The 25,856-nt window shown below is 45.5% G+C and carries 28 protein-coding genes and 1 pseudogene; 10 read left to right on the forward strand and 19 right to left on the reverse strand.

Features of this window, described 5'->3' with window-relative positions; translation table 11 throughout:
• Window positions 1-31: 31 nt before the first annotated feature.
• Genes hfq through PO771_RS11605 form a run of 3 tightly spaced genes read right to left on the reverse strand, consistent with a single transcriptional unit; the run spans window position 32 to window position 2,054 of the window.
• The gene (gene hfq / locus PO771_RS11595) at window positions 32-271 is read right to left on the reverse strand and encodes an RNA chaperone Hfq (protein ID WP_272559833.1); all 240 of its coding nucleotides are present in this window, start codon (window positions 269-271) and stop codon (window positions 32-34) included.
• Between the two features lie 38 nt (window positions 272-309).
• Window positions 310-1,269 (reverse strand): tRNA (adenosine(37)-N6)-dimethylallyltransferase MiaA, encoded by a 960-nt coding sequence (miaA, locus tag PO771_RS11600; RefSeq protein ID WP_272563150.1) that lies wholly within the window; start codon window positions 1,267-1,269, stop codon window positions 310-312.
• Window positions 1,269-2,054, reverse strand: coding sequence for a class I SAM-dependent methyltransferase (locus PO771_RS11605; protein ID WP_272559834.1), 786 nt, complete (start codon window positions 2,052-2,054; stop codon window positions 1,269-1,271). Before PO771_RS11605 ends, miaA begins: the two co-directional genes overlap by 1 nt.
• On the opposite strand from PO771_RS11605, the pseudogene PO771_RS19455 reads away from it, so the two are divergent.
• A pseudogene (locus tag PO771_RS19455) lies at window positions 2,034-2,123 on the forward strand (hypothetical protein); the annotation flags it as partial. The gene PO771_RS11605 and the pseudogene PO771_RS19455 overlap by 21 nt on opposite strands.
• A gap of 7 nt (window positions 2,124-2,130) precedes the next feature.
• Here the strand turns inward: PO771_RS19455 and PO771_RS11610 are convergent.
• The 3 genes from PO771_RS11610 to PO771_RS11620 all read right to left on the reverse strand — a co-directional run bounded on the left by PO771_RS11610 (window position 2,131) and on the right by PO771_RS11620 (window position 3,829).
• Entirely contained in the window at window positions 2,131-3,219 is a 1,089-nt protein-coding gene (locus PO771_RS11610) for a tetraprenyl-beta-curcumene synthase family protein (protein ID WP_272559835.1), read from the reverse strand.
• A 96-nt stretch (window positions 3,220-3,315) separates the two neighbouring features.
• Window positions 3,316-3,609 carry a spore coat protein gene (locus tag PO771_RS11615; protein WP_272559836.1) on the reverse strand — a complete coding sequence of 98 codons (294 nt, stop codon included), beginning with the start codon at window positions 3,607-3,609 and terminating at the stop codon, window positions 3,316-3,318.
• 16 nt (window positions 3,610-3,625) lie between these two features.
• Window positions 3,626-3,829 carry a hypothetical protein gene (locus PO771_RS11620; RefSeq protein WP_272559837.1) on the reverse strand — a complete coding sequence of 68 codons (204 nt, stop codon included), beginning with the start codon at window positions 3,827-3,829 and terminating at the stop codon, window positions 3,626-3,628.
• A gap of 124 nt (window positions 3,830-3,953) precedes the next feature.
• Here PO771_RS11620 and PO771_RS11625 point away from each other — a divergent pair, with 124 nt between their 5' ends.
• Window positions 3,954-5,237 carry a TolB-like translocation protein gene (locus PO771_RS11625; RefSeq protein ID WP_272559838.1) on the forward strand — a complete coding sequence of 428 codons (1,284 nt, stop codon included), beginning with the start codon at window positions 3,954-3,956 and terminating at the stop codon, window positions 5,235-5,237.
• Window positions 5,238-5,336: 99 nt separating this feature from the next.
• On the forward strand, window positions 5,337-5,753 hold the full coding sequence (gene psiE, locus PO771_RS11630) for a phosphate-starvation-inducible protein PsiE (RefSeq protein WP_272559839.1): 417 nt from the start codon (window positions 5,337-5,339) through the stop codon (window positions 5,751-5,753).
• Between the two features lie 61 nt (window positions 5,754-5,814).
• Here psiE and PO771_RS11635 read toward each other — a convergent pair whose 3' ends face one another.
• On the reverse strand, window positions 5,815-6,768 hold the full coding sequence (locus tag PO771_RS11635) for a carbohydrate kinase family protein (protein ID WP_272559840.1): 954 nt from the start codon (window positions 6,766-6,768) through the stop codon (window positions 5,815-5,817).
• Window positions 6,769-6,820: 52 nt separating this feature from the next.
• A complete protein-coding gene (locus PO771_RS11640; RefSeq protein ID WP_272559841.1) occupies window positions 6,821-7,630 on the reverse strand; it encodes a metal-dependent hydrolase in 810 nt (269 codons plus the stop codon).
• Window positions 7,631-7,737: 107 nt separating this feature from the next.
• Between PO771_RS11640 and PO771_RS11645 the strand changes: the two genes are divergently transcribed.
• The gene (locus PO771_RS11645) at window positions 7,738-8,466 is read left to right on the forward strand and encodes a polysaccharide deacetylase family protein (protein WP_272559842.1); all 729 of its coding nucleotides are present in this window, start codon (window positions 7,738-7,740) and stop codon (window positions 8,464-8,466) included.
• A gap of 61 nt (window positions 8,467-8,527) precedes the next feature.
• Here PO771_RS11645 and PO771_RS11650 read toward each other — a convergent pair whose 3' ends face one another.
• Window positions 8,528-10,498, reverse strand: coding sequence for a methyl-accepting chemotaxis protein (locus PO771_RS11650; protein ID WP_272559843.1), 1,971 nt, complete (start codon window positions 10,496-10,498; stop codon window positions 8,528-8,530).
• 307 nt (window positions 10,499-10,805) lie between these two features.
• Here PO771_RS11650 and PO771_RS11655 point away from each other — a divergent pair, with 307 nt between their 5' ends.
• A complete protein-coding gene (locus PO771_RS11655) occupies window positions 10,806-11,096 on the forward strand; it encodes a hypothetical protein (RefSeq protein ID WP_272559844.1) in 291 nt (96 codons plus the stop codon).
• Between the two features lie 95 nt (window positions 11,097-11,191).
• Here the strand turns inward: PO771_RS11655 and PO771_RS11660 are convergent, their stop codons facing one another.
• The 4 genes from PO771_RS11660 to PO771_RS11675 all read right to left on the reverse strand — a co-directional run bounded on the left by PO771_RS11660 (window position 11,192) and on the right by PO771_RS11675 (window position 15,381).
• A complete protein-coding gene (locus tag PO771_RS11660; protein ID WP_272559845.1) occupies window positions 11,192-11,611 on the reverse strand; it encodes a disulfide oxidoreductase in 420 nt (139 codons plus the stop codon).
• On the reverse strand, window positions 11,608-12,321 hold the full coding sequence (locus PO771_RS11665) for a DsbA family protein (RefSeq protein WP_272559846.1): 714 nt from the start codon (window positions 12,319-12,321) through the stop codon (window positions 11,608-11,610). The genes PO771_RS11660 and PO771_RS11665 overlap by 4 nt, the downstream gene beginning before the upstream one ends.
• A 23-nt stretch (window positions 12,322-12,344) precedes the next feature.
• The gene (locus PO771_RS11670; protein WP_272559847.1) at window positions 12,345-14,564 is read right to left on the reverse strand and encodes an EAL domain-containing protein; all 2,220 of its coding nucleotides are present in this window, start codon (window positions 14,562-14,564) and stop codon (window positions 12,345-12,347) included.
• A gap of 568 nt (window positions 14,565-15,132) precedes the next feature.
• A complete protein-coding gene (locus PO771_RS11675) occupies window positions 15,133-15,381 on the reverse strand; it encodes an AbrB/MazE/SpoVT family DNA-binding domain-containing protein (protein ID WP_272559848.1) in 249 nt (82 codons plus the stop codon).
• 202 nt (window positions 15,382-15,583) lie between these two features.
• Between PO771_RS11675 and PO771_RS11680 the strand changes: the two genes are divergently transcribed.
• The 5 genes from PO771_RS11680 (at window position 15,584) to PO771_RS11700 (ending at window position 18,319) form a co-directional block, all read left to right on the forward strand.
• Window positions 15,584-15,901 carry a hypothetical protein gene (locus tag PO771_RS11680; protein ID WP_272559849.1) on the forward strand — a complete coding sequence of 106 codons (318 nt, stop codon included), beginning with the start codon at window positions 15,584-15,586 and terminating at the stop codon, window positions 15,899-15,901.
• Window positions 15,902-16,052: 151 nt separating this feature from the next.
• Window positions 16,053-16,691: a TetR/AcrR family transcriptional regulator gene (locus PO771_RS11685; protein WP_272559850.1), complete on the forward strand. Its 639-nt coding sequence runs from the start codon at window positions 16,053-16,055 to the stop codon at window positions 16,689-16,691.
• A gap of 6 nt (window positions 16,692-16,697) precedes the next feature.
• On the forward strand, window positions 16,698-17,546 hold the full coding sequence (locus PO771_RS11690; protein WP_272559851.1) for an alpha/beta hydrolase family protein: 849 nt from the start codon (window positions 16,698-16,700) through the stop codon (window positions 17,544-17,546).
• A 53-nt stretch (window positions 17,547-17,599) separates the two neighbouring features.
• Window positions 17,600-17,764, forward strand: a complete 165-nt coding sequence (locus tag PO771_RS11695) for a DUF2197 domain-containing protein (RefSeq protein ID WP_272559852.1) — start codon at window positions 17,600-17,602, stop codon at window positions 17,762-17,764.
• 21 nt (window positions 17,765-17,785) lie between these two features.
• The gene (locus PO771_RS11700) at window positions 17,786-18,319 is read left to right on the forward strand and encodes an isochorismatase family protein (protein WP_272559853.1); all 534 of its coding nucleotides are present in this window, start codon (window positions 17,786-17,788) and stop codon (window positions 18,317-18,319) included.
• 59 nt (window positions 18,320-18,378) lie between these two features.
• On the opposite strand, the gene PO771_RS11705 is transcribed toward PO771_RS11700, so the two are convergent.
• The 6 genes from PO771_RS11705 to PO771_RS11730 all read right to left on the reverse strand — a co-directional run bounded on the left by PO771_RS11705 (window position 18,379) and on the right by PO771_RS11730 (window position 25,851).
• Window positions 18,379-19,083 carry a CPBP family intramembrane glutamic endopeptidase gene (locus PO771_RS11705; RefSeq protein ID WP_272559854.1) on the reverse strand — a complete coding sequence of 235 codons (705 nt, stop codon included), beginning with the start codon at window positions 19,081-19,083 and terminating at the stop codon, window positions 18,379-18,381.
• Window positions 19,084-19,360: 277 nt separating this feature from the next.
• Window positions 19,361-19,846, reverse strand: coding sequence for a GyrI-like domain-containing protein (locus tag PO771_RS11710; protein ID WP_272559855.1), 486 nt, complete (start codon window positions 19,844-19,846; stop codon window positions 19,361-19,363).
• Window positions 19,843-20,391 (reverse strand): DinB family protein, encoded by a 549-nt coding sequence (locus PO771_RS11715; RefSeq protein WP_272559856.1) that lies wholly within the window; start codon window positions 20,389-20,391, stop codon window positions 19,843-19,845. The genes PO771_RS11710 and PO771_RS11715 overlap by 4 nt, the downstream gene beginning before the upstream one ends.
• A 60-nt stretch (window positions 20,392-20,451) precedes the next feature.
• On the reverse strand, window positions 20,452-21,393 hold the full coding sequence (locus tag PO771_RS11720) for a helix-turn-helix transcriptional regulator (protein ID WP_272559857.1): 942 nt from the start codon (window positions 21,391-21,393) through the stop codon (window positions 20,452-20,454).
• A 49-nt stretch (window positions 21,394-21,442) separates the two neighbouring features.
• Window positions 21,443-22,102, reverse strand: coding sequence for a 4'-phosphopantetheinyl transferase family protein (locus PO771_RS11725; protein WP_272563151.1), 660 nt, complete (start codon window positions 22,100-22,102; stop codon window positions 21,443-21,445).
• A gap of 2 nt (window positions 22,103-22,104) precedes the next feature.
• On the reverse strand, window positions 22,105-25,851 hold the full coding sequence (locus tag PO771_RS11730) for a non-ribosomal peptide synthetase family protein (RefSeq protein WP_272559858.1): 3,747 nt from the start codon (window positions 25,849-25,851) through the stop codon (window positions 22,105-22,107).
• Window positions 25,852-25,856 lie beyond the last annotated feature (5 nt).

Here is a 25,856-nt window from a genome sequence, read left to right on the forward strand (position 1 = left end):
ATGTAGCTGTCCGGCTCGATGTGGCCATACGTTAGTTGTTAGTCGCATTGTCCGGCATCAGGGATACCGGGCGCTGCGGGAGGAATGTCGAGATCGCATGCTTGTATACAAGCTGCTGCTTACCTTCCGTATCAATCACAACTGTAAAATTATCAAACGCTTTAATCAGACCACGTAGTTGAAACCCATTCACGAGGTAAATCGTAACAGGCACGTTTTCCTTCCGCAGATGATTAAGAAACGTATCCTGAATATTAATTGTATTGGCCATGTTAAGTACCCTCCTATTTTTATCTTTAAGATTAAGGTTTATATATTCGGCGCTTGTCCGAACTTTCCTTCCGTTAACTTATAAATTGCTTCATAAGTCCCCGCAAGGTCTGTACCCGGTGTAAGATCAAACCAGACGATATCCTTCATCGCCCGGAACCATGTCAGCTGACGCTTCGCAAAGTTGCGCGTCCGCTTCTTCACAAGTTCAATCGCCGCCTCGCGTGTCATATGTCCCTGAAGATAGGCGATAATTTCTTTGTATCCTAGCGCCTGCATAGAGCGCAAGGAGGCATCATACCCCTGCTCAAGCAGTCCGGCTACTTCCTCTATCAGCCCCTGCTCTATCATCATATCAACCCGCAGGTTAATACGCTCATACAGAAGAGCTCGATCCATTGTTAAGCCAATCATCAGAAGATCATATGGCGACCGCTCGCTCCGCTCCTGATGTTCCGCCATCGACCGCCCAGTCAAATGGTGAATCTCAAGCGCACGAATTACGCGTTTCACATCATTTGGATGCAGTCTGGCAGCTGTCACCGGATCAATCTTCGCAAGCCTAGCATGAAGCGCCTCTCGTCCATGTACATCGACAAACTGTTCGAGCTCAGCACGATACGCATCATCTTGCCCTGCTTGCGAGAACTGATACTCGTACAACACCGACTGCACGTACAGGCCAGTACCGCCTACAAGCATCGGCAGCTTCCTGTTTTCGTTCAACTGTGCGATTAATTCCGTCGTTCGTCGTTGGAAATCCGCAACTGTAAATTCTTCATCAGGGCGGCAAATGTCGATCATATGATGGGGCACACGCATTCGTTCTTCTGCAGTCGCCTTGGCAGTCCCGATATCCATCCCACGGTAGAACTGCATCGAGTCGCCGGAGATGATCTCTCCATCATGTCTAGCCGCAAGCTCTAAGCTGAGCGCCGTCTTGCCAACGGATGTGGGGCCGACAATCGCCAGAACACGCTGCCTGCTATTTGTTGTCATCACGCATCACCTCCTGTATCGATGATGCCATATGTAAAGGTACGCTCTACTGCCTTCGGAATGCGGGTAAATCCAAGCCGTGCAAAATCCGGGCTCCGACTGTGGTTTTTCATCACAACGCGACGACGCGCCACCCGCATCGCTTCCGCCACCGCTTCCTCGGTAAGCGGCGTGTGATCTGCGAACGGTCGCAGGGGAGAGATGCTCTCCGATGCCTCAATGGGCACAAAAAACATCGGATCAAAGTATACAATATCAAAACTATTATCTTCACATTGTGCAAGAAAAGTCAAATGCTGCTCATTCCGCACTTCAATCCGGCGCATCGCCTCATCTAATTCCTGAATTCCGCTTTCGTATCGGATCAGTCCATCCGTCATGACACGAGCCAGCAGGCTTCTCGACTCTAGACCCACCACACGTCCAGAAGCGCCTACCGCGTACGAGGCAACAATCGCATCTCCTGCGAGACCAAGCGTACAATCAAGCACCTCATCTCCCGGCATCAGGGCAAACGCCTGAACCATGGCATCAGTATCGCCGCTACGCAAGCGTTTTATACGAAGCATTGCCATTCCCGGATGAAAGAACAGCGGTCGCGCTTCTCCTTGACGGTGCGCTTTGAACCCTGCTTCTGTTACCACAAGCACATCCGGGCTATGTACATATAGACGAGAGAGCGGCTGCTTACGGCGTTCCACGAACGGCACGTCCCATTTCCGTGCCAGCTCTTGCGCCTGTGCAATTACTGCCGCACCCGCTTCGTGCGGTGTTGTTACAATCATTGCGAATCACTCGTTCCTTTTCCCAGTTTTGCATCGTATCTATCATACCGCATTTTACCTGGTGAGGAAACCTGTACTACTTGCCCGCTGGTGGGGCCTGTAAGATCGCTTTGCTGCCTCGATAGCCGCGTCCATTCAGGAAGAAAAACTTCGCCGGAAGTGAGCCTGAACGGATCATCCAGTGGGCAACCGTGCGCACCATCGGCTGACGGCGCACTTTGCCATCGGATAAATACAGACCAAGAAGACCATCGATAATCATCCGATGAAATTTCGCATCTGGCAGCACCTCGACATGCTGCTGTGCCTGCTCCACGATGTAATGCAGACGACGATAGATATGCTGTTCATTTCCATAATAGGAGATGAAATTCAAGTCTCCACCAAGCTGGTCCTCTTCTAAATCAATTAAATAATCAAGCAAGATGTGCAAGGCACATACCCATGGAAAATATGCTTCACGAATCGCCTGCGCACGTCCAGCAGTAAGCGTATGTGAAGAGGCCACCTGAAACAGATGAAACACCCCAAGCGTTGATCCAGTAGCTGCCGCGAACTCCTGCCATTCAAGAAGAGGAGCCAGATGCCGCTTCTCCTGCCACCAGACGAACAGGCGCGACTCCCGCTGTTCAGGTGTCACATGCTTATGTATTTGTAAATCACAGTACAAAGACGCCAGTTCGATCACGTACTGCCGCACCAGAGCATACTGTGGAAGCCGAGCAATTTCGGCTTGGCATGTCGCAACGAGATCACGCAAATAGCCGCCGTCGTCTTTTTCTGCGTTATACGCATAATAATAGTCCACATCTCTTGGATGCTCTCCGCTCACCGCATCGAGCATCGCCTGATGAAGTCGGGTAAAATTATCCGCCTCCGCTGATGTGGAACGGTCGCACAAGTTATCAAGATAATCACTAATCGTCTGATACGCGACGATTAATCGGATGAGCTGCGGTGCACGTTCCATTTCTGCGGATACATACACACAGCCGCCTTCACAGTGAAAGGTTTTATTTTTGATGCTATCAAGCGCCTGCCTGCGCAATTCAGAATCAGGGATTTGTTCGGCCTGTGTGCGCCATCGGCTGATCTCCGCTTTTACGGCCGGAAAGATATGACGATACAGGCGGTACATCAGGCGTATCGGTCCTTTTGGGTACATGAAATCACCGCCTTTTTTGTAATATGCGGACTTATTTTATCATTGGATAGCGGGTTCACGCAAAAAATGACGGCAATCGCCGCCATCTCTAGTTGCTTATAGTCTGCTTCCCGGATCTAAGTTATTCTGCATCGTGTGCTGAACTGCATTGATCTGTTCTGCTGTCGCCTGCGCTACTTGATAGAGTCCTTGCTGCTGCATCGCGGTAAATAGCTGCTGCTGATTCGTACAGGCTGTCTCAAAGCTGCGTGTATAAATGCGGCGTAACTCTTCATGGCTCGTCTCCATAAGCGCACTACTGCTGCTGCGAATGCGTGCTTTTTCCAGTTCGAGACATAGCTGCATCATTTCCCGATCCGTCAAGCCATGCCCTGCGATATTATTCGGCATCGTATTCCCTCCTTACTTATTGCATATGCTTAGCACGATTAAAATATTGAGATAGCTCGCCCACTCGCAACTGATGCTGCTCGGCCATCTGTTCAAGCTGAGTGCGCATCGTCTGATCCTGACAGGTAGAAGCACACCAGTTCATCGTTTTGGCTGCCAGTTGTTCCGCGCGGATCTCATCTTCGATCATCATTAATTCACGTACGGTCAGTTGATTCATCCTATCCACCTCCACATGTCTTATCATGAACGGATTTGCCTACTCTATACACACAACATTCGCATACAATTCTCTGCAATTCCTTACACTATGTACACGATTATACAAAAAGGGGGGACTGGCTATGCTTCTTCGCGCACTTCTTCTTTTCTGCCTACTGCTTGTATCCGTTCCTACAAGTAGCGCTGCTGATTCTGCTTCCCTATCAGCCGCATTTATTCGTGACGGGTTCGTCTGGATCAAACAAGGTACAACCGAGTGGAAAATCTCACAGGGACAACCTTGCACATCACCGTGCTGGTCACCCGATGGCCGATGGGTGGCGTATCTACAAGGAACATCCAAGCAGCAGCTATATGTCTATGATACAAAAACAAAACGGACACATACCGTATACAGCGGTGGGGCCAGTCAGATTGCCTGGGCGCCGGATCACAATACACTTGCCTTCCAGATTGGTGGCGTGCTAAATGTATCCGACATCACCCCGGACGGCCCGACTCCGTTTCGCAATGTGGCACTCGCGGTCGACAACTACAGCTGGCAGCCGGACGGCAGCGGCTTTCTCGTGTCTTCTGCCGCCTGTCTAACCCCGGCTGGCTGGACAAATCCAAAGCTGTACACCGTCCCGACTGACGCCAAGCTCGATCCAAAAAAAGTACAGCTTCTCTATACGCTGCCAAATGAAATTAGCAAAGACGGAGCAACCATTCAAGCAATCGGTACCAGTTCGTTCAAATGGTCGCCGGATCACAGCTGGATCGCATTCATCGTCTCGCCTACTGCTTCGTTGTCTATGGACAGCGATATGCTCTGCATCGTATCGGCGGATGGCCGGACATTCCGTGTCATTGGAGAGATGTTAAACAGCGATTTGTGGTTTGCCTGGGCACCTTCTGAGAACCGTCTTGCCTACATCGCAGGTGGTGGACGCTATGCGTTTGAAAACAAGAAGCTGCGCCTTTCCTCTCCAACCGCCGTCCCATCTGCGCCGCTTACGCCAGACGGCTACGTAGACCGTGATCTGACCTGGGTATCTAACACGCATCTTGTTGTCTCACGTGCAAAAGAAAGCAAACTGTTCGCAAGTACCTCTCCTCCACCCTCCCGCTTATATGGCGTTACCATTCCAGGCGGTGTCGCACGTGCGCTAACCGACACACCAATGAATGGTGCGAGCGATATTGCACCTGTATACTTGCCACGCAGCAACCAGCTCGCCTGGCAGCGGGCACGAGGAACAGAGGCAGATGTGTGGCTTTCCCGCCCGGATGGAAGTGTTCCACGCATCTGGATCAATCGAATTGATGCTGCCCCTTCGTATTACGGACGCAGCCGGAGCGACGATGTGCTTAGCCTGTATGAGCGGACCGAACAGGCAGAGCAGAGCACGTTTCTACTTCCGTAGCGTTAAAAAACTGTAAAAAAACGATAAACTCAGTCCCCTGTACGAAAAGAGCGTAGTATAATGATGCTGCAACGCCACCTTATTGTTCTGGAGGATGTTATGAATGTGTCCATAAAAAGGACGGTCCGCTCCATCACCATCTCAACCTTGTTGCAGGGAATACTTAATGCGGCTCTTCTTGTTCTTGCCGCCGTACTGTGCATCCTGTTAGTTAAAGAAACACGACTGCTCCTACTGTCGCTGACGCAGGCCCCGGCTGTGCATGAAGTGCTCGAACACGTTCTGATTTTCTTCCTGTATTTTGAATTCATCGCGATGATCGCCAAGTATTTTCAGGAAAACTATCACTTTCCCCTGCGCTATTTCCTGTACATCGGAATTACGGCGATGATTCGGCTGATTATCGTTAACCACGACAATCCACTGCATACACTGCTATACGCCGGTGTCGTCCTTGTCCTGATTATTGCGTACTTCATCGTAAATTCAACCCCGCTACGCCGTGACCAACATTAAAAAAGGAGCGATCTCCATGCCCTGGTTGGCTTTGGAGACCGCTCCTTTCTGATTTACAATCTTATTTTACAAACAACTGCTGAAATATTTCATCTGCCTGCATGTTATCACGAAGAGTTTGACAGTTGTTCTCTGGTGACTCAATCGTCCAGGCCGCGACCTTCGTACCGCATACAACTGCTTCTGCAAGTGTCAAGCCACGAACAAGTCCCATAACCGTACCGGAGAAAAACGCATCCCCCGCTCCGCTTGAATCCACCATTTTGACCGGAAATACCGGCTGATAACCCGCTTCTTTCGTGTGGCTATCATAAAATACAGACCCATTCTCACCAAGTGTAACAACGAACTGGCGCAGACCGTGTTTTTCAGCAAATGCCGCCAATGCGGCTTGCTGGTCTGCACGTCCAAGATGGGTAAAGTCTATACCGAGCAGCTGATCTGCTTCAAAGTTATTACAAATAAACCCTTCCATCCCGTCAAGCAAGTCTGGATGCTTCTGAACAATATCCAGATTGCCTGGAATGCCATAGACTGGTCGGTTATAACGATGAGCTACCGTTAGTGTCTCGCGAGCGATCGCTTCCGTCAGATCGATTTCAAGTACAATATGAGTCGATTCAGACACGAGAGCATCGCCGTGCTGCTTCACTGCCGCTTCCAATGCGCCAAGGTTCGGCATCTGCGAGATCGAGCCAGCCAGATCGCCGTTCTCATTAAGAATGGCCAGCCACATGCCCATGCCTGCCTTTTCGCATGCTTGTACGTGCTTCGTCTCCACATTCACCCGCGCCAGGCGCGCGAGCACCTCATCCCCAAGACCTGTCCGATCTACCGACGACACAAGTCCAGTCGGCACTTCCAGGTTTGCCAGATTCTCCGCAACATTACGCCCTACACCACCGTGTACGAACTGAATGCTGCCAAGATTCCGACCATCTGGCTGGTATGCTTGTGCTGCAAAGCCTTTACAATCAATAAAAATAGTCCCGATTACCGAAACAAATGGTTTCATTTCCATTATCCCCTTTATCCGCTGCTGATTTCATTCGTCGACCTTAACTATATTAAGATTTCGTTAAGATTTCAAGCGGAAGATGAGAACCGGAAAACCAGAGAAGTACAGTGGCTACTCCGAAAACAATCACAATCAGATGCTCACGAGCCCGATCTTTTTTCGTACGAATTAACGGCAGACGCACAGTAGGCGGAAACGGATGCAAATACCGCACACCTGAAACCGTTAGCGTATCCGCCAACAAGTGCGAAGCATACCCGATAATCCCTGCCATAAACAGCCCTCCTATCCGAAGTGACGCTTCTGCTTCGTACCAGATCGCCCCCCAGACAGCAAGTGCCCATAACGTGTGAGAATATGTACGATGTGGAAAATGCGGAATGACGGCAATAAATAAGCCAAGCCAGATAAGCCAGCGCTCACTCCCCTGTATTCCCTGTGTCAGCCCAGGCAATGTAAACACATGCTCGCCAAGACGCCAATACAAGCTACCTGCAGCAAGCAGCACACCCATTAAGGATAGCATCCAGCGACGAGCCGATTGATCCTTTAACACAAACCCGACCCCGAGACAGAGCAAACCGACAATCGCAGTTCCAAACTGTTCATTGCGCGTACTGGGAAAGTAGCTAAGCAAAATGAGTATCACACCCACGTATCCAAACAGACGGCGGATCCATATAAGCGGACGCTCCGTAAGTCGCCGCATTAAAAGACCGTCCACATCAAGATCTGGAACAAGTGCTGATGCCGCAGCCAACGCCGTTATCCCTACTCCTTCTGGAAGTGGCGCCTGCACCCCTTGGGCAACGAGCAGGCCGCTCATAATCCCAAATGCAAGATGGCTTCGTCCCATCATACGCATCCCTCCCTTTTCTTCGCCATTATAACAGATTCACTCATGAGATACGGGGAAAATACACACACTAGTCATATCATTACGTTTCGGAAAGGAGACCGACTGCCATGAACATCCGTATCATCAGCCTGCTTGTACTGTCTTTCATTCTGTTCGTAGGGAACGGATCTGCTGCTTATGCCGGAAAGCGAACCCGTGCGTACTGGGAGGCAACCGGTGATATTATATGGGACGTGTCTACAACAAAAAAATACATCGCGCTTACATTTGATGATGGCCCACATCCCCTTTACACGAAACAAATTATGGCAGCTCTTGAAAAACACCATGCACACGCCACTTTTTTTGTCGTTGGACAACGGGTAGAACGCCATCCTGATCTCGTTCAGCAGATGAAAAAGCAAGGACATGAGATTGCCAATCACACATATAACCACCCGTCTCCGTCTAGAATCAAAGGGGCGGAACTAGAAAATGAAATCCGCCGTACGGATACGGTTATTGAACAAACAATCGGCCAAAAACCAATCTTATTCCGACCACCAGGTGGACAATATAGCGAGAAAGTTGTGAAAGCTGCGAAAGCTGCGGGGGGACATCGTATTATTATGTGGTCCTGGACGCAAGATACAAAAGACTGGGCCAACCCAAGAGCCGCAAAAATCGCCGAACATGTGTGCCGAAACGCCCGACCTGGCAATATTGTGCTCATGCATGATTTCGGGCGTGATCGCACTCAGACCGTACAGGCAGTCGAAACCATTCTTGATCGGCTCGAAAAAGAAGGGTTTCAGTTCGTTACCGTTTCCCAGCTTTTATCCGAACGCGGCAAATAGCATATTTTTCTTTTATCCAAAGAAAAAAGCTCCTGTTTTGTGAAAACAGAAGCTTTTTGTGCTACACATTAAACTTACGTACAACTCCCTCTAATTCTTCTGCCATTTTTGTCAGAGAAGCTGAAGTCGCAGACACTTCCTGCATCGAAGCAAGCTGCTCCTCCGTACTCGCCGATACTTCAGTAATACTTGCTGACGTCTTCTCTACCGTCCGCGTTACAGAATGAATCGACGTAACGACTTGTTCAGTGTGAGCGGTAATCTCTTGTACAGCAGCTGCCACTTGTTGGATTTCATGCGTTACGCGGCTTACCGCTTCATATATTTGCGCAAAGGAACTTCCTGCACTTCCCACAACGCTAAGTCCTTTTTCTACTTCTCCTCTGCTAGCGTCCATAGAATGCAGTGCGGTGTCCATTTTACTCTTAATATCGTGGATTAAATCGGCCACTTTTTCTGCTGAGCTAGACGATTGCTCAGCCAACTTCCGAACTTCATCCGCAACGACAGCGAATCCTTGACCAGCTTCTCCCGCCCTTGCTGCCTCAATCGCTGCATTCAGGGCTAACAGGTTCGTCTGACCCGAGATATCGGTAATCAGTTTAGCAAAGTTGCCGATTTCCTCGATACTTGTATGCAGATGTTTGATAATACCGGATAACTCTTGAACGGAATGATTAATAAAATCCATCTGCCGCACAGTTACCTGAATCGTTTCCTTTCCTTCTTGCGCTATGCCCGATGTTTGTACCATCGCCGCTGACGTACCTTGTGTATGTTTCGCGATCTCCTGAAGCGCTTGCGACATACCTGCAATGATCTCAGAAACTTTCTCTATATTTTTCGCTTCTTCTTCCGAGCTACTTGCAATATCTAATACAGTTGTAGAAATATGTTCGGTGGCTAGCGTTGTTTCCTGGGAACCAACCATCAATTCTTCCGATGACGCAGCCAGATGATCTACTTTTTCCTTTACCTCGCAAAGAACAGCCTGTAAAGCTCTTCTCATCTCATTAAAATGCTCACCTAATTGTCCAATCTCATCTTTCGAATGGATGACAACCTCTTCGGTTACATCTCCTTTGCTAATTTTGTCTGCCGCATGCTGCAACTGTGCAAGCGGCCGAGTAATGGAACGAATCACCACATACATCACCACAGCACCGATCAATAACGATACGATAATCGTAAGAAGCGTCGTCCAAAAAATCCCTTGGACTCCCTCTGCTACTTCAGTCATTTGCATTGTTCCAGCGATTTTCCAGCCTGTCCGTTTATTCGTGACAAAAAATAATTGTTTCGCTCCGTCTTGATCTGAATACGTAATGTTACCGGAATCTTTCTCGAACAGCTTGCTAGCAATCACTCCGGCTATGTTCTCGCCACTTTTTACTTCAGGATGTACTACCACTTTTTTCGTTCCATCTACGATAAATGCATACCCATGCTGACCGATTTTCTTTTGCTTTACGGTATTGCTTAAGTTCGTAAGATTTACATCAACCCCAATGACTCCACTTCCATCCTGCAGCGTTCTCGTTATGCCAACTACGACAGTATGGGTGATTTTGTCAAGATACGGCTCCGAAATAACTACGCTTCCTTTTGCTTCCATTGCGTTTTGATACCAGTCTCGCTTCCTGGGATCATAGTCCGAAGCAAGCTTGTCAGCTCCATCCGCAATCAAAAATCCCGCTGAAGTACCTACATAGGCAGATGTAACTTCAGGGTGTGTATTTTGAAAACGATGGATGATATCCATGACAATCGGGCTTGTTCGACCCGTATACATACGCGCATCAATGGATCGAGAGAGATTATCCACATTTTTCATTTGCCCTTCTATCGATTCCGTAATCAACTCATTAAGAGATTGTACATTGTCCATAGAAGATCTCATCATGTCCGCTTCAATACGATTTTTCGCAGCATTGTATGAAAAAAGTCCAATAATTAAACTCGGAATCAATAACAGTAAGATAAACGCAATCTGTAATTTTCTCCCTACACTTGTTGTCATCCACTTAACCATATATGCCACCTTCCAAAATATTGTTTATAACCCACGTGTAAATAGTAAATAGCAATTTTGATGCCAAAAAAATCAAATGAAAAAGCCCAGTAAAATAGACCTATTACCAGTACTTTAGGAAAAACAATTCAAAAATGAATAGTTTTCCATGCATGTTTGAATCATATCTGGATTATCTCCATAAAAATGATGCACCTACGTATATTCAAGACATCTGCGGATATTTGGGCACTTAGCTTTTTCACCTTTCTGCCCTACACACATATTTTAACTCAAGAAAAGAGTAAACCATTTAGGAGGTATACACATGAGTACAGACAGACAACAACAACAACCATGGCAATCCGGACAATCAGGGCAACAATGGCAGTCGGGACAACAATGGCATCACGGACAGCAATGGCATCATGGGCATCATTGTGCTCCATATCCATGGTATCCAGGGCAGCCGTGGCATCAATGGTATCATTTTTGTCATCCACATCACGGGTATCCAGGGTATCCAGGGCATCCGGGGTATCCGGGGTATCCAGGACATCCGGGAATGACAGGACAGCCAGGATATCCAGGGATGACAGGACAGCCAGGGCGTGAGTAACAGTAGAGGTATCTAAAGCAGCCCTCCTATGACTGCGATTTCATAAAAACAAAAAGCCTGCCCACTCTCTAAGAAAGAGAGTGGGCAGGCTTTTATCATAGAGCTTTTGTTTCTCTGACTGACAATAGAACGGTAATACACCCAAAAGCAACGAGCGCTAAAAACGGAATCGTGATAAACCCTAACCAATTTATATACTGACCGTTACAGGGAACACCCGTTGTGCACGGAAGAATGTCCTGCATACCAGGCACTTTTTGTTCAAGGTAGTGAAACAAAGAAAGCACCATTCCACTACTGCTTAGCACTCTAACATACGGAACGATATGATCGTCCTCCCGATACGCGGCCATTCCTAACAAAATAGCCAACGGATACATACAAATACGCTGGAACCAGCATAATTTACACGGTTCAAACCCCATAATTTCACTAAAATATAAACTCCCCAGCAGTGCAATAACGGAAATGATCCATGCAAAATACAGACGATACGTTCTTATAATCGTACTCACTTTTTCCTTTCGTCCTTACTCTTCAAAATTTCCGCTTTTAACGCTGTATAGTCAAATGCAGTATCATTGGAAAGTTTTTTGCCATTAATATAAATCGTTGGCGTACTATGGATACCCAGTTTTGTTACAATCGCTTTATCGTTTTTAACATCCTCGGCAAACGTACGATTTTCTATCTCTTTTTTCAATTGCTCGTAATTCACATGCAGATTGGACTTTTTCGCAAGTTGAACAAGAAAATCAGCCGTAGCCCAGTTTGTTCCCTCATCACCTTGCGCCGCATAAACCGCTTTATAAAACTTCCAAAACTCAGCCGGGTTCTGCTTATAAATCGCTTCGCCTGCTAACGCTGCTGTCATCGAGTCGGCTTTTGGACTGACAATCGGGTAATTAATAAAGTGTAATTGAACGACTCCGCTATCAATAAAATCTTTTTGTAACCTTGGTATAATAGATTGGGCAAATTTTTTACAGGCTGGACATTTAAAATCTGCAAATTCCACGATATTTACTGGCGCACGGGTAGATCCGATAGTTGGTTGTTTTTCGTACTGAAATTCTGCTTCGTCAACCGCTCCGACTGCACGCGATTCGGAAAATTTATGAAAGGCTACGAAAGTGACAACCACGACAAGAATAACTGCCAGTGTCCATAATACGATCCGCTGTATTTTTCGTCTGCTGTTATTTTCTGTGTATTCGTTTCCCATGCACTTCTTCTCCATCTATTTTATCATTCAATTAAATCCCAACTAGAATCCCTAACAAGTTCTTCTAAATCATGGGCAGGCACAGGTTTACTAAACAAATATCCCTGTATGTTTGTACAGCCATAATGAAACAAATAACGCAGCTGCTCTTCTGTTTCTACCCCTTCCGCCAACACAGACAACCCGAGCGATTGTGCCAGATAGATAACCATGCGAACAATCTTCTCGCTGCCCTCATGCTGACCAATTTGCCGAACGAACGACTGGTCAATTTTTAGTACATCAAGCGGATAATTTTGCAAGTAGCTAAGTGAGGAGTATCCTGTACCAAAGTCATCCATCGAGATGCGAATCCCAATGTGATGTAACTTCTCGAAAACTTTCATTACATGATCACTATGATTCATCGCCACATTCTCCGTAATCTCAAGCCCTAAACATTGCGGAGAAAGTCCTGTTTCTTGCAAGACTTTTTCGACGGTCGAAACAAACCCGCTATGAATGAAATGAGGCGACGAAATATTGACATGCACAGGAATCGGATCTCGTCCCCGCTCCTGCCAGCGTTTACTTTGCTGACATGCTGTATACAGCACTTGTTCTTCCACCGCAAAAATAAAACCTGTCTCCTCCAAAATCGGGATAAATACAGCCGGAGAAATCATTCCCCTTTTTGGATGCTTCCACCGAAGCAGCGCTTCTACACCTATGATTTTACGCGAAATAGCATCGACTTGCGGCTGGTAGTACACTAGAAATTCTTGATTTAATATGGCTTTTCGCACACTGTTAAGCAATTCTAGGTTTTCGCTATTCTCACTGCTCATCGCAGACGAATAAAACGCAATCTGATTCGAGCCTTTGCGCTTGGCCCGATACATCGCCACGTCTGCAAACTGAATTAACATGTCCATATTTTCAGAATCATAAGGAGACATACTAATCCCGACCGATGACGTCAAATAGTAATCTTCCTCATGAAGTTGAAACGGGTGCTGAAAGCAATCTAAGACCTTACCCACGACCTTTTCGACTTCCGCGACAAATTGAAATGGCAAACAGACAATAAACTCATCCCCGCCATAGCGAGCAATCTGGCACGATGCATCCAGATTACGTGTAAGACGTCTGGCAACCTCTTGTAAAATCTCATCACCTTTTGCGTGACCATACGTATCATTAATGATTTTAAAGCGATCCAGATCGATAAATAATACCGCCATCTTCTGTTTATGTACAAGAGCTTCTTTGCCTAATTCCTCTCGTACATAATTCCGATTTAACAATCCAGTAACCGTATCCCGATATGCAAGCTCATTAATTTTTTTCGTGTATGAGTGAAATTCTAGCGCAACCGCTGCAACTTTTACGATTTCTTCTAACAACTCAACTTCTTCTGGAAGCGGCTTGCGCGGTTTGGAAAAATAAACGGCAAACGTCCCTAAAATCTCCTTACTATTATGCTCACGGATGAGGAAAGACCAACAAGCTTCTAACCCGCTCTCACGTGCAATGTCCCGAAAGTCCCGCCACAATTCACTTTCCGAAATCTTGTCTACAATAACATTCTTATTGTAATAAATCGCTGTCCCACAAGAGCCTACATTCGGACCAACTTCAATCCCATCGACCGCCTTGTTGTAAAAAGAAGGAAGTCCTTGTGCTTCTCCAATGTACAACTTTCCCTCCTGTGATGAATACAACAGAATGGAACACTTAGCCTCTTCAAGGAAAACCGCTTCGAGAAGCTTACACAAATGAAGTAAAACGGAATGAATATCTTCCCCTTCATATATTTTTTTTAGCGTCTGATTTAGAATGACAAGCTTCTGATGCGTTCGCTTTCGATGGGTAATATCTTGCTGGATACCAATGAAATATAGAAGCTCCTGTTCTTCATTAAAAATCGGACTAATAAATACCTCATTCCAGAACGCCGTTCCATCTTTTCGATAATTTAAAATCTCAACAGTAACGGGCCTTTTTTCTACAATGGCCTCTCTAATTTTTTTTCTGTCATCCAGATTGGTTTTAGCCCCCTGAAGAAATCGACAATTTTTCCCCAGCACCTCTTCTTTTGTGTAGCCCGTGTTTGTTGTAAATACTTCATTGACATAAATAATTGGATTATCATCTTGATGCGGGTTGGTGATCAGAACAGATGAAGTAGTATGTTCGGCGAAATTTTGTATTACGTCCAGAAACACCGCTTTCTTTATTCCTCTAGGCAGTTTCGCGGCCATGTGTATACCTTCCTTCTTCCCCAGACAAAAGTCATAAAATACGTACCCACTTATTGTTACTATCATTATAGATCATACATTTATTGGCGAAAAGAGAAAAAGCTGCAGGTTTTTGATGCATTCCTACAAACTCTAGCAATTGCGTATTAGCAGGATATACACCCATTTATGCTCCCTATATGCATAATTAGGCCAATAACTATGCCCTGTACACGGGCGTATACATATACATATCGAGAAAGGAGCTGATGGGCCATGACCCGTTGTGTATGTCCGCGTTGTTCACCGATTTACGACCCGCCAAGAAGAATTTATCGAGATTTTTACCATCCACAAGAAGTTCCTGTGATCCATCCTATCCATATCATTAATCGCCACCACTGTGTCCCGGTTTATAAACATTCATATTGTTATGTAACGAAAAATGAGTTTTATAATCGAGGCTGTTGTCATCACAAGAGACAACACACGAAAACCTCTCCATAACGATGTACAAACAAAACAAAGGGCCACCTGTCCGACACGGACTGTGACCCTTTGTTTTATTGTCATATAGACTTGCTATGTATTATGATTTCAGCTGACTTACTTCTGCCAGGCAGCTCTCACACATTTTTTTCCCTTTGAATTCAGTTACTCCTTCAATCGAATCACAGAACATACATGCCGGCTGATATTTATGAAGAACTACTTTCTCCCCTTCAACAAAAATCTCCAGTCCATCTTTTATGTCGATTCCCAATGTGCGTCGGAGTTCGATTGGTAACACAATTCGTCCTAATTCATCTACTTTTCGTACAATACCTGTTGCTTTCATTTTTATCTCCTCACTCCTAATCCTTTAACATCACTATTATAGGGTATACATATGCTGGTGCAAGTGCAAAAACTGCATATCCATATATTCTTGACTTGTCTAACTAGGCAAACGCCCATTTTTTGTATACATAAAGGCATTTACCCAGTTATTTCATATTGTATTATGATCTAAAATTTAATTCAGAATGCGAGGATAAAAAATGGAAAATTCACAAACTCCCTACACATATGATTCAACTCAGGACTATACACAGGAAAATCATGTCGCTCCGGTAGCTTATCAGTCTGGCGAAAACGCAACGAGGCGTCCTGTTTTTGGTCACGGCTTTGGTCATGGCTTTGGTCATGGCTTTGGTCACGGCTTTGGCCATCCATTTTTCGGAGGACCGTTCTTTGGGGGAGGGGGGTCGCTACTGCCATTTTTATTCCTAACACCGTTTCTTTTTAATAATTCCTATAGTTCGTACCCATATCCGTATCCGGTTCCTTATCCGTACCCATATGGATATCCATACTAGGCACACTGTGAAACCGAACAACCCCGTGGACAATCGTAAGGCCACCTACCCAAACGGTAGATGGCCTTTTGCTATTCATTGATTGACACTCGTGTCAATATATTCTAATATTTTAATTGACATTGATGAAAGTCAAAAAGGAGTGTGCACATTGTCCCCACGATCCACCGAACAAAACGAACAAATTCGAACAGAAAGAATTGAACAAATTATGCAAGCTGCTCTGGAGGTGTATATCGAAAAAGGAATTAGAGGCACAGAAATGGGAGATATCGCAAAGAAGGCGGGCATTGCAAGAGGGTTAGTGTACTACTATTACAAAAATAAGCTGGATCTCTTTCGAGAGCTGTTCACTCGCTATATAGAACTCGCACAAACCTTCATCCAATCCCGTTTAACAGCCGAAGAGGACTCTCTTACGAAGCTGAAAAAGTACACACGATTTTATATGGAAATGGCGCAAAACAGACCCGATCTTATGAGATTTTACCGCAATATGGAGAACGACATTACGCTTGTGTTCGAAACTGATTCAGAAGCAGTGCGCAATAGCTATACGCTAAATACTCACCAACCCCTTATTCAAGCATTTGAACGCGCCATGAACGAAGGAAAACTAAAAAAAAGCGATCCTAAAATCATCGTCAATGTGTACTGGGGAGCTTTAACCGGCACGCTTGATCTGTTTGTGAATGGTCAAATCAAGAAAGAAGACCTGGAACAGACTATTCATCATGTCATCGATCTCATATTTAACGGCCTGCAACACAATAAGTGCGAAGGGATGTAGGAGAGTATGTTTGAATATGCACAAACATTCCCCGTAGACTTTACCGAAACTTCAGCTGCCATAAAGGACGGCTGCACCATTAAAGACGGTTCATATATGAGTCCATATGGCGGTAATGTGCCTGCTTATTTGATCGTTCCACATAAGAATGGTCCATTTCCAGCCGTGATTTACATGCATCCAGGTCAAGGGAGCCGAACAACTTTTATCGCGGAAGCTGAGTTTCTAGCATCCAAAGGCATTGCTTCTCTTTTGCTTGATGCCCCTTTTTTGCGTCGTGCTGTTCCGCAAGAGTTATCTGCTGAGCAGAGAGCTGCGAACTTACTAGAAGTGATCACTGATATTCAACTGTTCAAACAAACCATCGTAGATATTCAACGGGGAATTGACCTGCTTACTTGCTTAGACTATATTGATCCGAATCGTCTTGCTTATGTGGGACATAGCTTTGGGGCAACATGGGGCGGGGTTCTTGCCGGAGTAGAAAAACGTGTAAAAGCATACGCTCTCATCGCGGGTTATTCCCGTTCATCAGAGTGGCATCGCACAAGCAATCATCCGTTAGCCACTTTCATTCGCCACTCGTTATCAACTGAGCAATTTCACAATCTGGTAGTGGAGCTAGAACAGCTAGATGGAATCCATTATATAAAAAATGCGTCTCCCGCATCTGTACTGTTTCAGTTTGCCTGCAATGATGAGTTCGTGTCGCAAAAACAAGCCGATGAGTTTTATGCGGCTGCCTGCCCGCCAAAAGAAATGATCTGGTATGAAACTGATCATCTATTTACGAAAGGTACCTGTGCTGCTGCTCATCAGGATCGAACAAACTGGATTATTAACCATATAAGCTAGTGTCCTCAAATGTTTACGCGATAAACCATTAGAACATAAGCGAGGTCTTCACTATGATTTATTATGAAGTCGTTTGTTTTTATTGTAGACAACTGTTTAACGTATACGAGGGAACACCGGAATACAAATATGCAAAAGAAAGCCGAGACGGAAAACACGTCTGTGGATCATGCAGTCATACGATACAGCTAGAAGCCAGATTGAATTTTTTCAAGTAATTCTGGAAAGGAGAATGTCTAATGCAGGAACAGAAAACAGCATTGCTCGTTATTGATGCACAAATCGGGCCGCTCTGGGGAACGTATAAGAAAGAAGAAACATTGTCGGTTATTCAACATATAATCGCAAAAGCAGAAAAAGCAAGCATCACGATCATCTATATCCAACACGAAGAATTGCCTGGTGGTATGTTGGCCAAAGGATCACCATTCTGGCAGTTCACCCCGGAAATCTCTCCCCGACCGGAAGATTTTGTGATTCCGAAGCAGGCTGCGGATGCCTTTTATCAAACTACGCTCACAGACGAATTACAAAAACGAGAAATCAATCATCTTGTCGTGACAGGTGTTCGAACTGAGTACTGTATCGATACAACTTGCCGTGCCGCCATAACACGAGGCTTTCATGTCACATTAGTAGAAGACGGGCATACTTCTGCGGATGCTGTCATACCAGCAGAAACAATCATTCAACATCATAACCATACGTTACGTACAATTGGGACACCAGATAGAAGTATACATGTACTACCAGCCGATCAAATTGTGTTTTAGTCCCCTACTCAAAAGCGTGAATCCACCGTACAGCAGATTTCACGCTTTTACCTTCTAAATTATAAAAAAATAACATATGCATTCCAGCTCATATGAAGGAGGATGGGTACCGCAAGCGAGTTCGTCCGCTGATACAGGAAACCGAACACTAGACCTGCAAGCATCGACGAAACCGGATACCCCGGATGCATGATGCCAAACAGCACTGCTGACCCAAGTAAGCCGACAACTGGATACAAACGATCTGCTAAAATCCGATATAGAAACCCGCGAAACATTACTTCCTCTTTCACAGGCCCAACGATAATGAGTGCAATCAGCCACAGCACCTCCTGCCATCCTCCCGCCGTATGCCATTGCATATTGACTGGATTCGCCGTCGTCGTTTCAAACTGCCAGTATTTGATCATCAAAAAAGAAATAATAGATAAACAAACAAAGCCAAACATGATATACAAATACGTAGACAACCGCCGCAATGCTGACAAGCGAATCGACTGCATAATCGAAATCCTCACATCTCGGTATAGTGCTACGATACTGAATACTACACACGCATCGAGAAACTGCCCCACGCTTCCAGTAAGCAAACGATAAGCAAACGATGTACTCGTAATTCCGCCCACAATCGCCATCAGCACTGCCGTAATAATCGTAAACGCAATATAGGTAAGAATGACTGACCAGAAGATATGCCAGCCGATTTTTGTCGGTTCTGGGGCTATTGGTGGCAGCTCTCCCGAAGATGTAATTTTCTCTCTCATTTTTCACCCCTGGACATGTTTTGTATAGCTCTATCTTCTATCATTGTGCTGCATGTGTCCACGGCAAAAATCCAGAAGACTTAATAATCGTCCATTCTTTATGAAGTCTAGTCATTTTTATGTATTCTTGCATGTAATAAAGAGATTGCTGAAAGGAGGGAGTTCGATGGGCTGTTCTTTATGTGGGAAAAAGAAAGGAAGCGGTAGGAAAAAGTAAAGAATAACGCAAGAAAAACCCCCGAAAGACAGCACATAGTGGCTGGATTTCGGGGAGTATTTACACAACCGCAATATAAATATCAACCTCTGCGTTCGTTGGATCGCAGCTTCTCGCATCGTACCATTCAAAATCTCCACTAAAGGCTCGCCTTACGTCTGAACTTTTAAACCACTCCCAAATGTAGGTCCATGCCTTAGGAACGACCTCTGAAATGAGTCCCTTCTCTGTTGTAAAAACCATGTATGTCGCTGCAGGAATTACTTTCGCAACCATGCCATCTGGGAGCTGTTCAAGCTCGGTACTTTCCTTTCCAATCACTACTGAATACAAGCCGGACGCTCCATTCTCATAATCGGTATACAAACCAAACGTTACACCAGGGTTTATTTGAGCTGAAATTTTAGTAGGGATTTGCTCTGCAAAATACCGCTCCCATAATTGCGGTATTTCCCCAGCTCCCGTCCTCTCCGATTCATTCGTTGTACGAGCTTCGATCCCGATTATTTTCATCTCATCTTTCTTTATAATTTTTGGTGGATTCATTTCTCCTGCCTCCCTTCCATAAGCCATGTCTCAATCTTCTCTTTCTGGCGAAGGTGATGACGGTAATGCATTTCCACCAGCATATACCACTCCTTCGCATGTAACGCACCTAGCCGAGGATGACGGACTGTATAAGATAGTGGAATCGCAGCAAGCGTAGGCTCAAGTTCACGCATTTGGTCTAGTACCTGCTTCAAACCAGCAGCAACCTGCTCTTTACTCTCTGGCTGCAACGGTGTGTACTCTTTCGAAGATGGAACATGGATTTTTATCGGTGGAAAGCTGCCTTGGGCAAATATAGCCTCTCCGTCTTCTGTTTTTCCCTCGACTGTATTGACATGCTGACCGATCTGGTTCCGACATGCCTCCACATTCCGAAGCTGCATGTAGAGAGCCGAGTTGATTACATGCATATACATCTGCCCAAGCGACCATTCATTTTCAGATGGCTTATACATAAGCTGTTCTATGCTGAACTTCTCCAATTCTTGAAGATATGCAGCAGAGAGTTCTTCTAGGCGGGATAAAGATTCTTTCGTATTCATATCATTTCTCCTTTCGTTCTCTATCGCCTACTATACAAAAGCACTACTGACAACAGTATGTCAGTAGTGCTTTATCATTTTTGCTATTTCTTCCTGAACTCGCTTCCGCAATGGTTCCGGGCTTAACACTTTAGCATCTGCCCCCCAACTCAACACCCATGGAAGCACTTCCTCAAATTGACGAACTCTAAGTACAACAAGCAGACCTTCCGAAGTTTCCTCTACTGCTTCCGTGTAAAAATAATTGTATTCCTTTACCTTATCCAAGAGATCCCGGTTCAGTAAAATATGTACCAGAACGTTACGATCATCAGGCGGTTCATATGTTTGCAAGTTAAAGCTGGATGGTCTTTCAAACTTCTCATCCAATAATGTAAGTTCATACATGCGCTGTAAGCGAAAGTGACGAAGTTCCTGGCGCAAATGGCAAAACGCAATAAGTGTCCATGTGCCACCTACAAACACAAGACCGTATGGCTCAACGGTGCGGGAACTTTGGCGATTACCTGTAGGTTCCGGTATTTTTTTCATATAGCAGAAGTGTACTTTTCTCTCCTCTAGTACAGCGCGACGTAGCAATCCAAGCACTTCCTCCGATTGCTCACTATCTGCTGTTCCCGTAAGCAGTTTTAAGCCCGCGCGCATCCTTACTGCTTCCCTTTGTACCGATTCAGGTAAAATCGATTCGATTTTCCCCCTAGACGCACGTGCCTTCACACGATAATTCACATCAAACTGCTGCTCTATGAAGTCGATTCCGAGCAGTAACGTGACCGCTTCTTCGGCTGTAAAACTGACAGGAGGCAAAAAATAACCATCAACTAATGAATATCCTTGACCAGGGGCTCCTACAATCGGTACACCAGCCTCGCTAAGAGCCTGTATGTCCCGGTAAATCGTGCGTATGCTCGTCTCAAATATAGCAGCCAGATCTTCCGCTCGACTCGTCCCTGTACGCTGTAATTCTAGCACAATCGCTAACATACGATCCGTTTTATTCATAGGCTGCCCCTTTCCTCAAGCCATACTTATAACACCACGAAAATACCCGTTACACTTCGACCCAATGCCGAACAATCTCCACATCGTCTCGATACTCAACATGCTCAGGCAGATCATTCGTATTTACACATAAACAGGCCAGATGCGTTTCATCGATATAATAGTGACGAATCGCCCAATTATTCTTCACCTCTTCTATGGTAAAAAAACATGCCGGGGTAATCAACCCTGTTCCGATCGCTTTGCCAATCGCTTCTTTTTGCGTCCATTTTTCATAAAAAAACACCCAGCGATTCGCTTCTGTTTGCTGCAATAGCAAGGTAAACTCTTCTCGCGATAAACACGCAAAAACAGTCGCAAAATCAAGCGGCTGAATTTCCTCTATATCAACGCCTACTCTTCCCTTGTCTGTCATGGCACATATAATCCATTTTCCCGCATGACTAATGGTAAAGTCCCCCTGCCAACTCGAGGACGCCTCTATATAAGGGCGTCCTCGTTGGTCTCGTCTATACCATTTCATCACATCTATATCTAGCTCATACTGTTGAAACATATAGTTTACTGTTAACATGCCTAGCAATGCTCGCTGCCGATCTTCTATTCTTTTATATTGTAGAATACGCTGCTGCTCCTGCGCTGGCAACTTGGCAAGATAACAGCTTAGTTTATCTGCAGAAATATAGCCCGTATTTCGTACGGCTATCATGATCACCTTACTGCCACGTACTCCTTGGCAGCTGGGAAATATCCGATTGTAACAGCATGAGAGACTAGCACCTGTGTTAACGCCTGATCTGGCTTTGGACACTCGATTCCTTCTCTGCTTAAAATCTCTTGTGCTTCCTTACACACATACCGATATTCAGAATCGTGTGCTCCATCCCCTTCGAGCTGAGCTATCGCTAACTCAAACCCTTCAGTCTTTCTGCCGGAATCATCTAGCTGGAATAAATACTCCTGATATTTCATCGGTTCTAGAAGCGTAATCTCATAGCCTAGCACTCGTAATTGTGTAATGAAGTCTGCATAATGAATCTGTTCACGATTACATATGTGGAAGGTTCTTCCGTCCGCTTCTGGTTGACTGGCCAGCTTTACAATCGCTCGACTAGCGTAATCGACTGGTGTGATATCGACGTACCAATCCGCAGTAGGAGCAACACGTAAGAGCAGCATCGCTTTTATCATCCGGTAAAACGCATTGCTTTCAATGTTACGCTGGAATTTTCCAGACTGCGTACGACCAACCAAATTACCTACACGATAAATCGTCGCAGCAACACCTTGCTGCATTGCCGCCCGTACAATGTTCTCTGCCTGCAGCTTACTATTGGAGTACTCATTTTCTAATACCACATCATATGTGAAATCACCATGTTTCACAAAGTCATCCCATTGCCCGCTCATCGCCAGGTCTTCCGGTACACTTACCGTTGAGATGTGATGAAAATGAGCACCTTGCTTATGACGAATCATGTCAAGTAAGAGCGCTGTCCCTCTTACATTTATTTTTTCAAAATGGGCGGAGTCTCCGAAATGACGAACATCCGCTGCACAATGAATAATCGCATCCAGCTTATCAGACAACTCAGCGCGCACCTCAGAAGATAGACCAAGATCAGACTCACTTAGATCTCCTTCGACCATTACGATCCTATGCTGGAAGTCTTCTGTCTGAATATCTGGAAAATAAAAGTTCATCGTATCAAGCAGACGCTGACTAGGTGAAACGCCCCCGGAAACACGAATCAGACAATAAACGGTCGCTTTCGTTTCCTGCAACAGCTCATGGATGATGTGGGCGCCAAGATAACCGGTTCCTCCCGTTACAAGTACATTCTGTGCTTCCTTCCACGCCCGATTCTTTGCCGCTTTTACCGCAGGAGGTTCTGTTAACTCCTTAATCTGGCGCTCTTCATTAGACAATGCCTGTGTCGGTGCTAACTCTTTTGCTTGCTCCACATATTCTGCTAATGCCGCAATCGTACGATAGCGGAAAAAATCCTGGATCTTCAAGAAAGGAAACGTAGGCTTGAGCAAGACAAGAATGCTGATGATTTTTAATGAATGACCGCCGCTTTCAAAGAAGTCATCCGTAACCCCGATTTCCTCTACACCAAGCACTTTTTCCCATGCTTTGGCGATACATATCTCTGTCTCACTTTTCGGCTTTTCCCGATTTCCTTGTGTTAGGACAATCTTATCTTCTCTGCTCACTAATAGCTTCCGATCAATCTTACCCGTCGGAGAAATCGGCAGATTCTCCAGGAAAATAAACTGTTCCGGAATCATATACCCTGGCAGCAATTGAGCCAGAAATAATCGTATGTCCTTTTCATTCAACGGATGCATACTACCTGTACTGTAGTACGTTACCAGTCGTTTATTCCCGTCTTCTTCTACCTTTGCTACAACCGCTACATGTTCAACATCGGCTTGCTTAGCAAATGCATCTTCAATTTCATCGATTTCAATTCGGTGACCGCGAATTTTCACCTGATTGTCCTTACGTCCCACATACTCGATATTACCGTCAGCTAACAAACGGACAATATCTCCCGACTTATATAAATACTCTCCTGAAGTATCAGAGAATAGATGCGGTACAAAAGCATCCGCTGTTTTATCGGGCTTATTCAAGTATTCCTTAGCTAAGCCTACTCCACCGATATACAGCTCACCCGGTACATGAATTGGACATAACTGCCCATGTGGATCTACCACGTACGTTTCATAATTGTCATACGGCTTTCCAATCGGAATATATACTTGATCGGATGGAACTTCTTCTTCGACAAGATAAATCGTAGTCCCTACCGTACACTCTGTTGGTCCGTATGCATTAAAAATCTTACTAGAAAGTCCAAAACGGCGCTGCCATAGACGTACGGTTTCACCAGTTAGTGCTTCACCTGCTACAATGATTCTCTTAATTGTTTGCAGTTTAGGAATGCTTTCCTCTTCTAGATAAGCGGCAATTTGTTTAAAGAAGGCGGTCGGCAAGGCCAACGCTCCTGTTGCCTGTACCCTCTCGGCAGCATTCGCAAATTCTTCAATGGCCATCCGCTCCACATTCGCAAGCAAATGCAAACGCGCCCCCCAAAGCAATGCAGAAAATGTCTCGGCAATCGAGGCATCAAAGCTATAAGAAGCAAATTGCAGAAAAACATCCTCTGGCATACATTCATACGGTCCCCGCAAATATACGAGCAAATTGACGGCACCTCTATGAAGAATAACCGTTCCTTTCGGGTTCCCTGTCGAACCAGACGTATAAATCACATAAGCAGGATCTTCTGCCGCTGGATAGGTAGAAAAATGAATCGCGTCATACGGAATCAACGATGCATCATCCACATACAGTACCTGAGCAGCATGCTCGGTCGAACGAATACATTCCTCCAGGGTACTTGTATATGCTGGTTTCGTGACGATAAAAGCAGCCCGACTATCCCCAAGCATATACTCGATACGGGCAAGTGGATATTCCGGATCAATCGGGACATAAACACCACCCGCTTTCATAATTCCTAATAGGCCTACTACAGTTTCAAGACTCCGTTCCATGAACAGAGCGACAAAGTCTCCTGTTTTCAGCCCATGATCGCATAGCATTTGCGCAACCTGATTCGATTTGTTGTGCAGCTCTTCGTACGTAAGCTGTCCTTTCTCCGAGGAGAGGGCAATACGAGACGGAAATTTCGTCGCCGCTTCGATAAACAAAGCCGGAAGCGTCTTGTCTGCTGGAAATGCTCTTTTTGTATCATTCAGTGTCTGATACAGTTCCCGTTCTACCTGACTCAAAATCGTACATTTACGGAAATGAGCATCCGGTTGAGTTACCAGTGTTTCTAAAATTATTTGATATTGTTCAATAAAACGATGGATCGATTCCAACTTATATGCTGCAGCATGAAACTGTACTTCTACATCACACTCATTTGAATGTACATCCACATTCCAGATCATTGGTACCGATTGTTCATTGCACGCGGCATCCCTTGTCGTAAAGATGGCCGGATACTGAATCGGTGTAGCCGTATGGAGGAAAAGGCGATGTTCAAGCGCTTCCCCTACTCGCATTTTTACTTCCTGTAACAGCTGCTCGAATGTCTCGATTCCCGCAAGAGAAATACGGAGAGGAAGAATGTTTATGTCTTCCCCCTCATAAACAGCAGGAATACCCACAATCAGGTCTTCCTCATACGTAAGCCGATACATCCAAGTAATATAGGCAGACAGCAGCATCGCTTCTATTTCGTTGTCACTCGCTTGGCATACATGATGTACCTTCTGTAGCCACGGTCCTTGTATCGAAACCTTCACCGATTCTTTTTCCGCATCGTATAACGAAAATCGCGAGAAATCGGCTGGTATTTGAATAATAGGCAGCGGCTCAGCCAATCGATCAAGCCAGTACCGTTCGGTAGTTTTTTCTTTTGTATACTCTTCCATTACAC

This window comes from Aneurinibacillus uraniidurans, from assembly GCF_028471905.1.
GTDB lineage: Bacteria > Bacillota > Bacilli > Aneurinibacillales > Aneurinibacillaceae > Aneurinibacillus > Aneurinibacillus uraniidurans.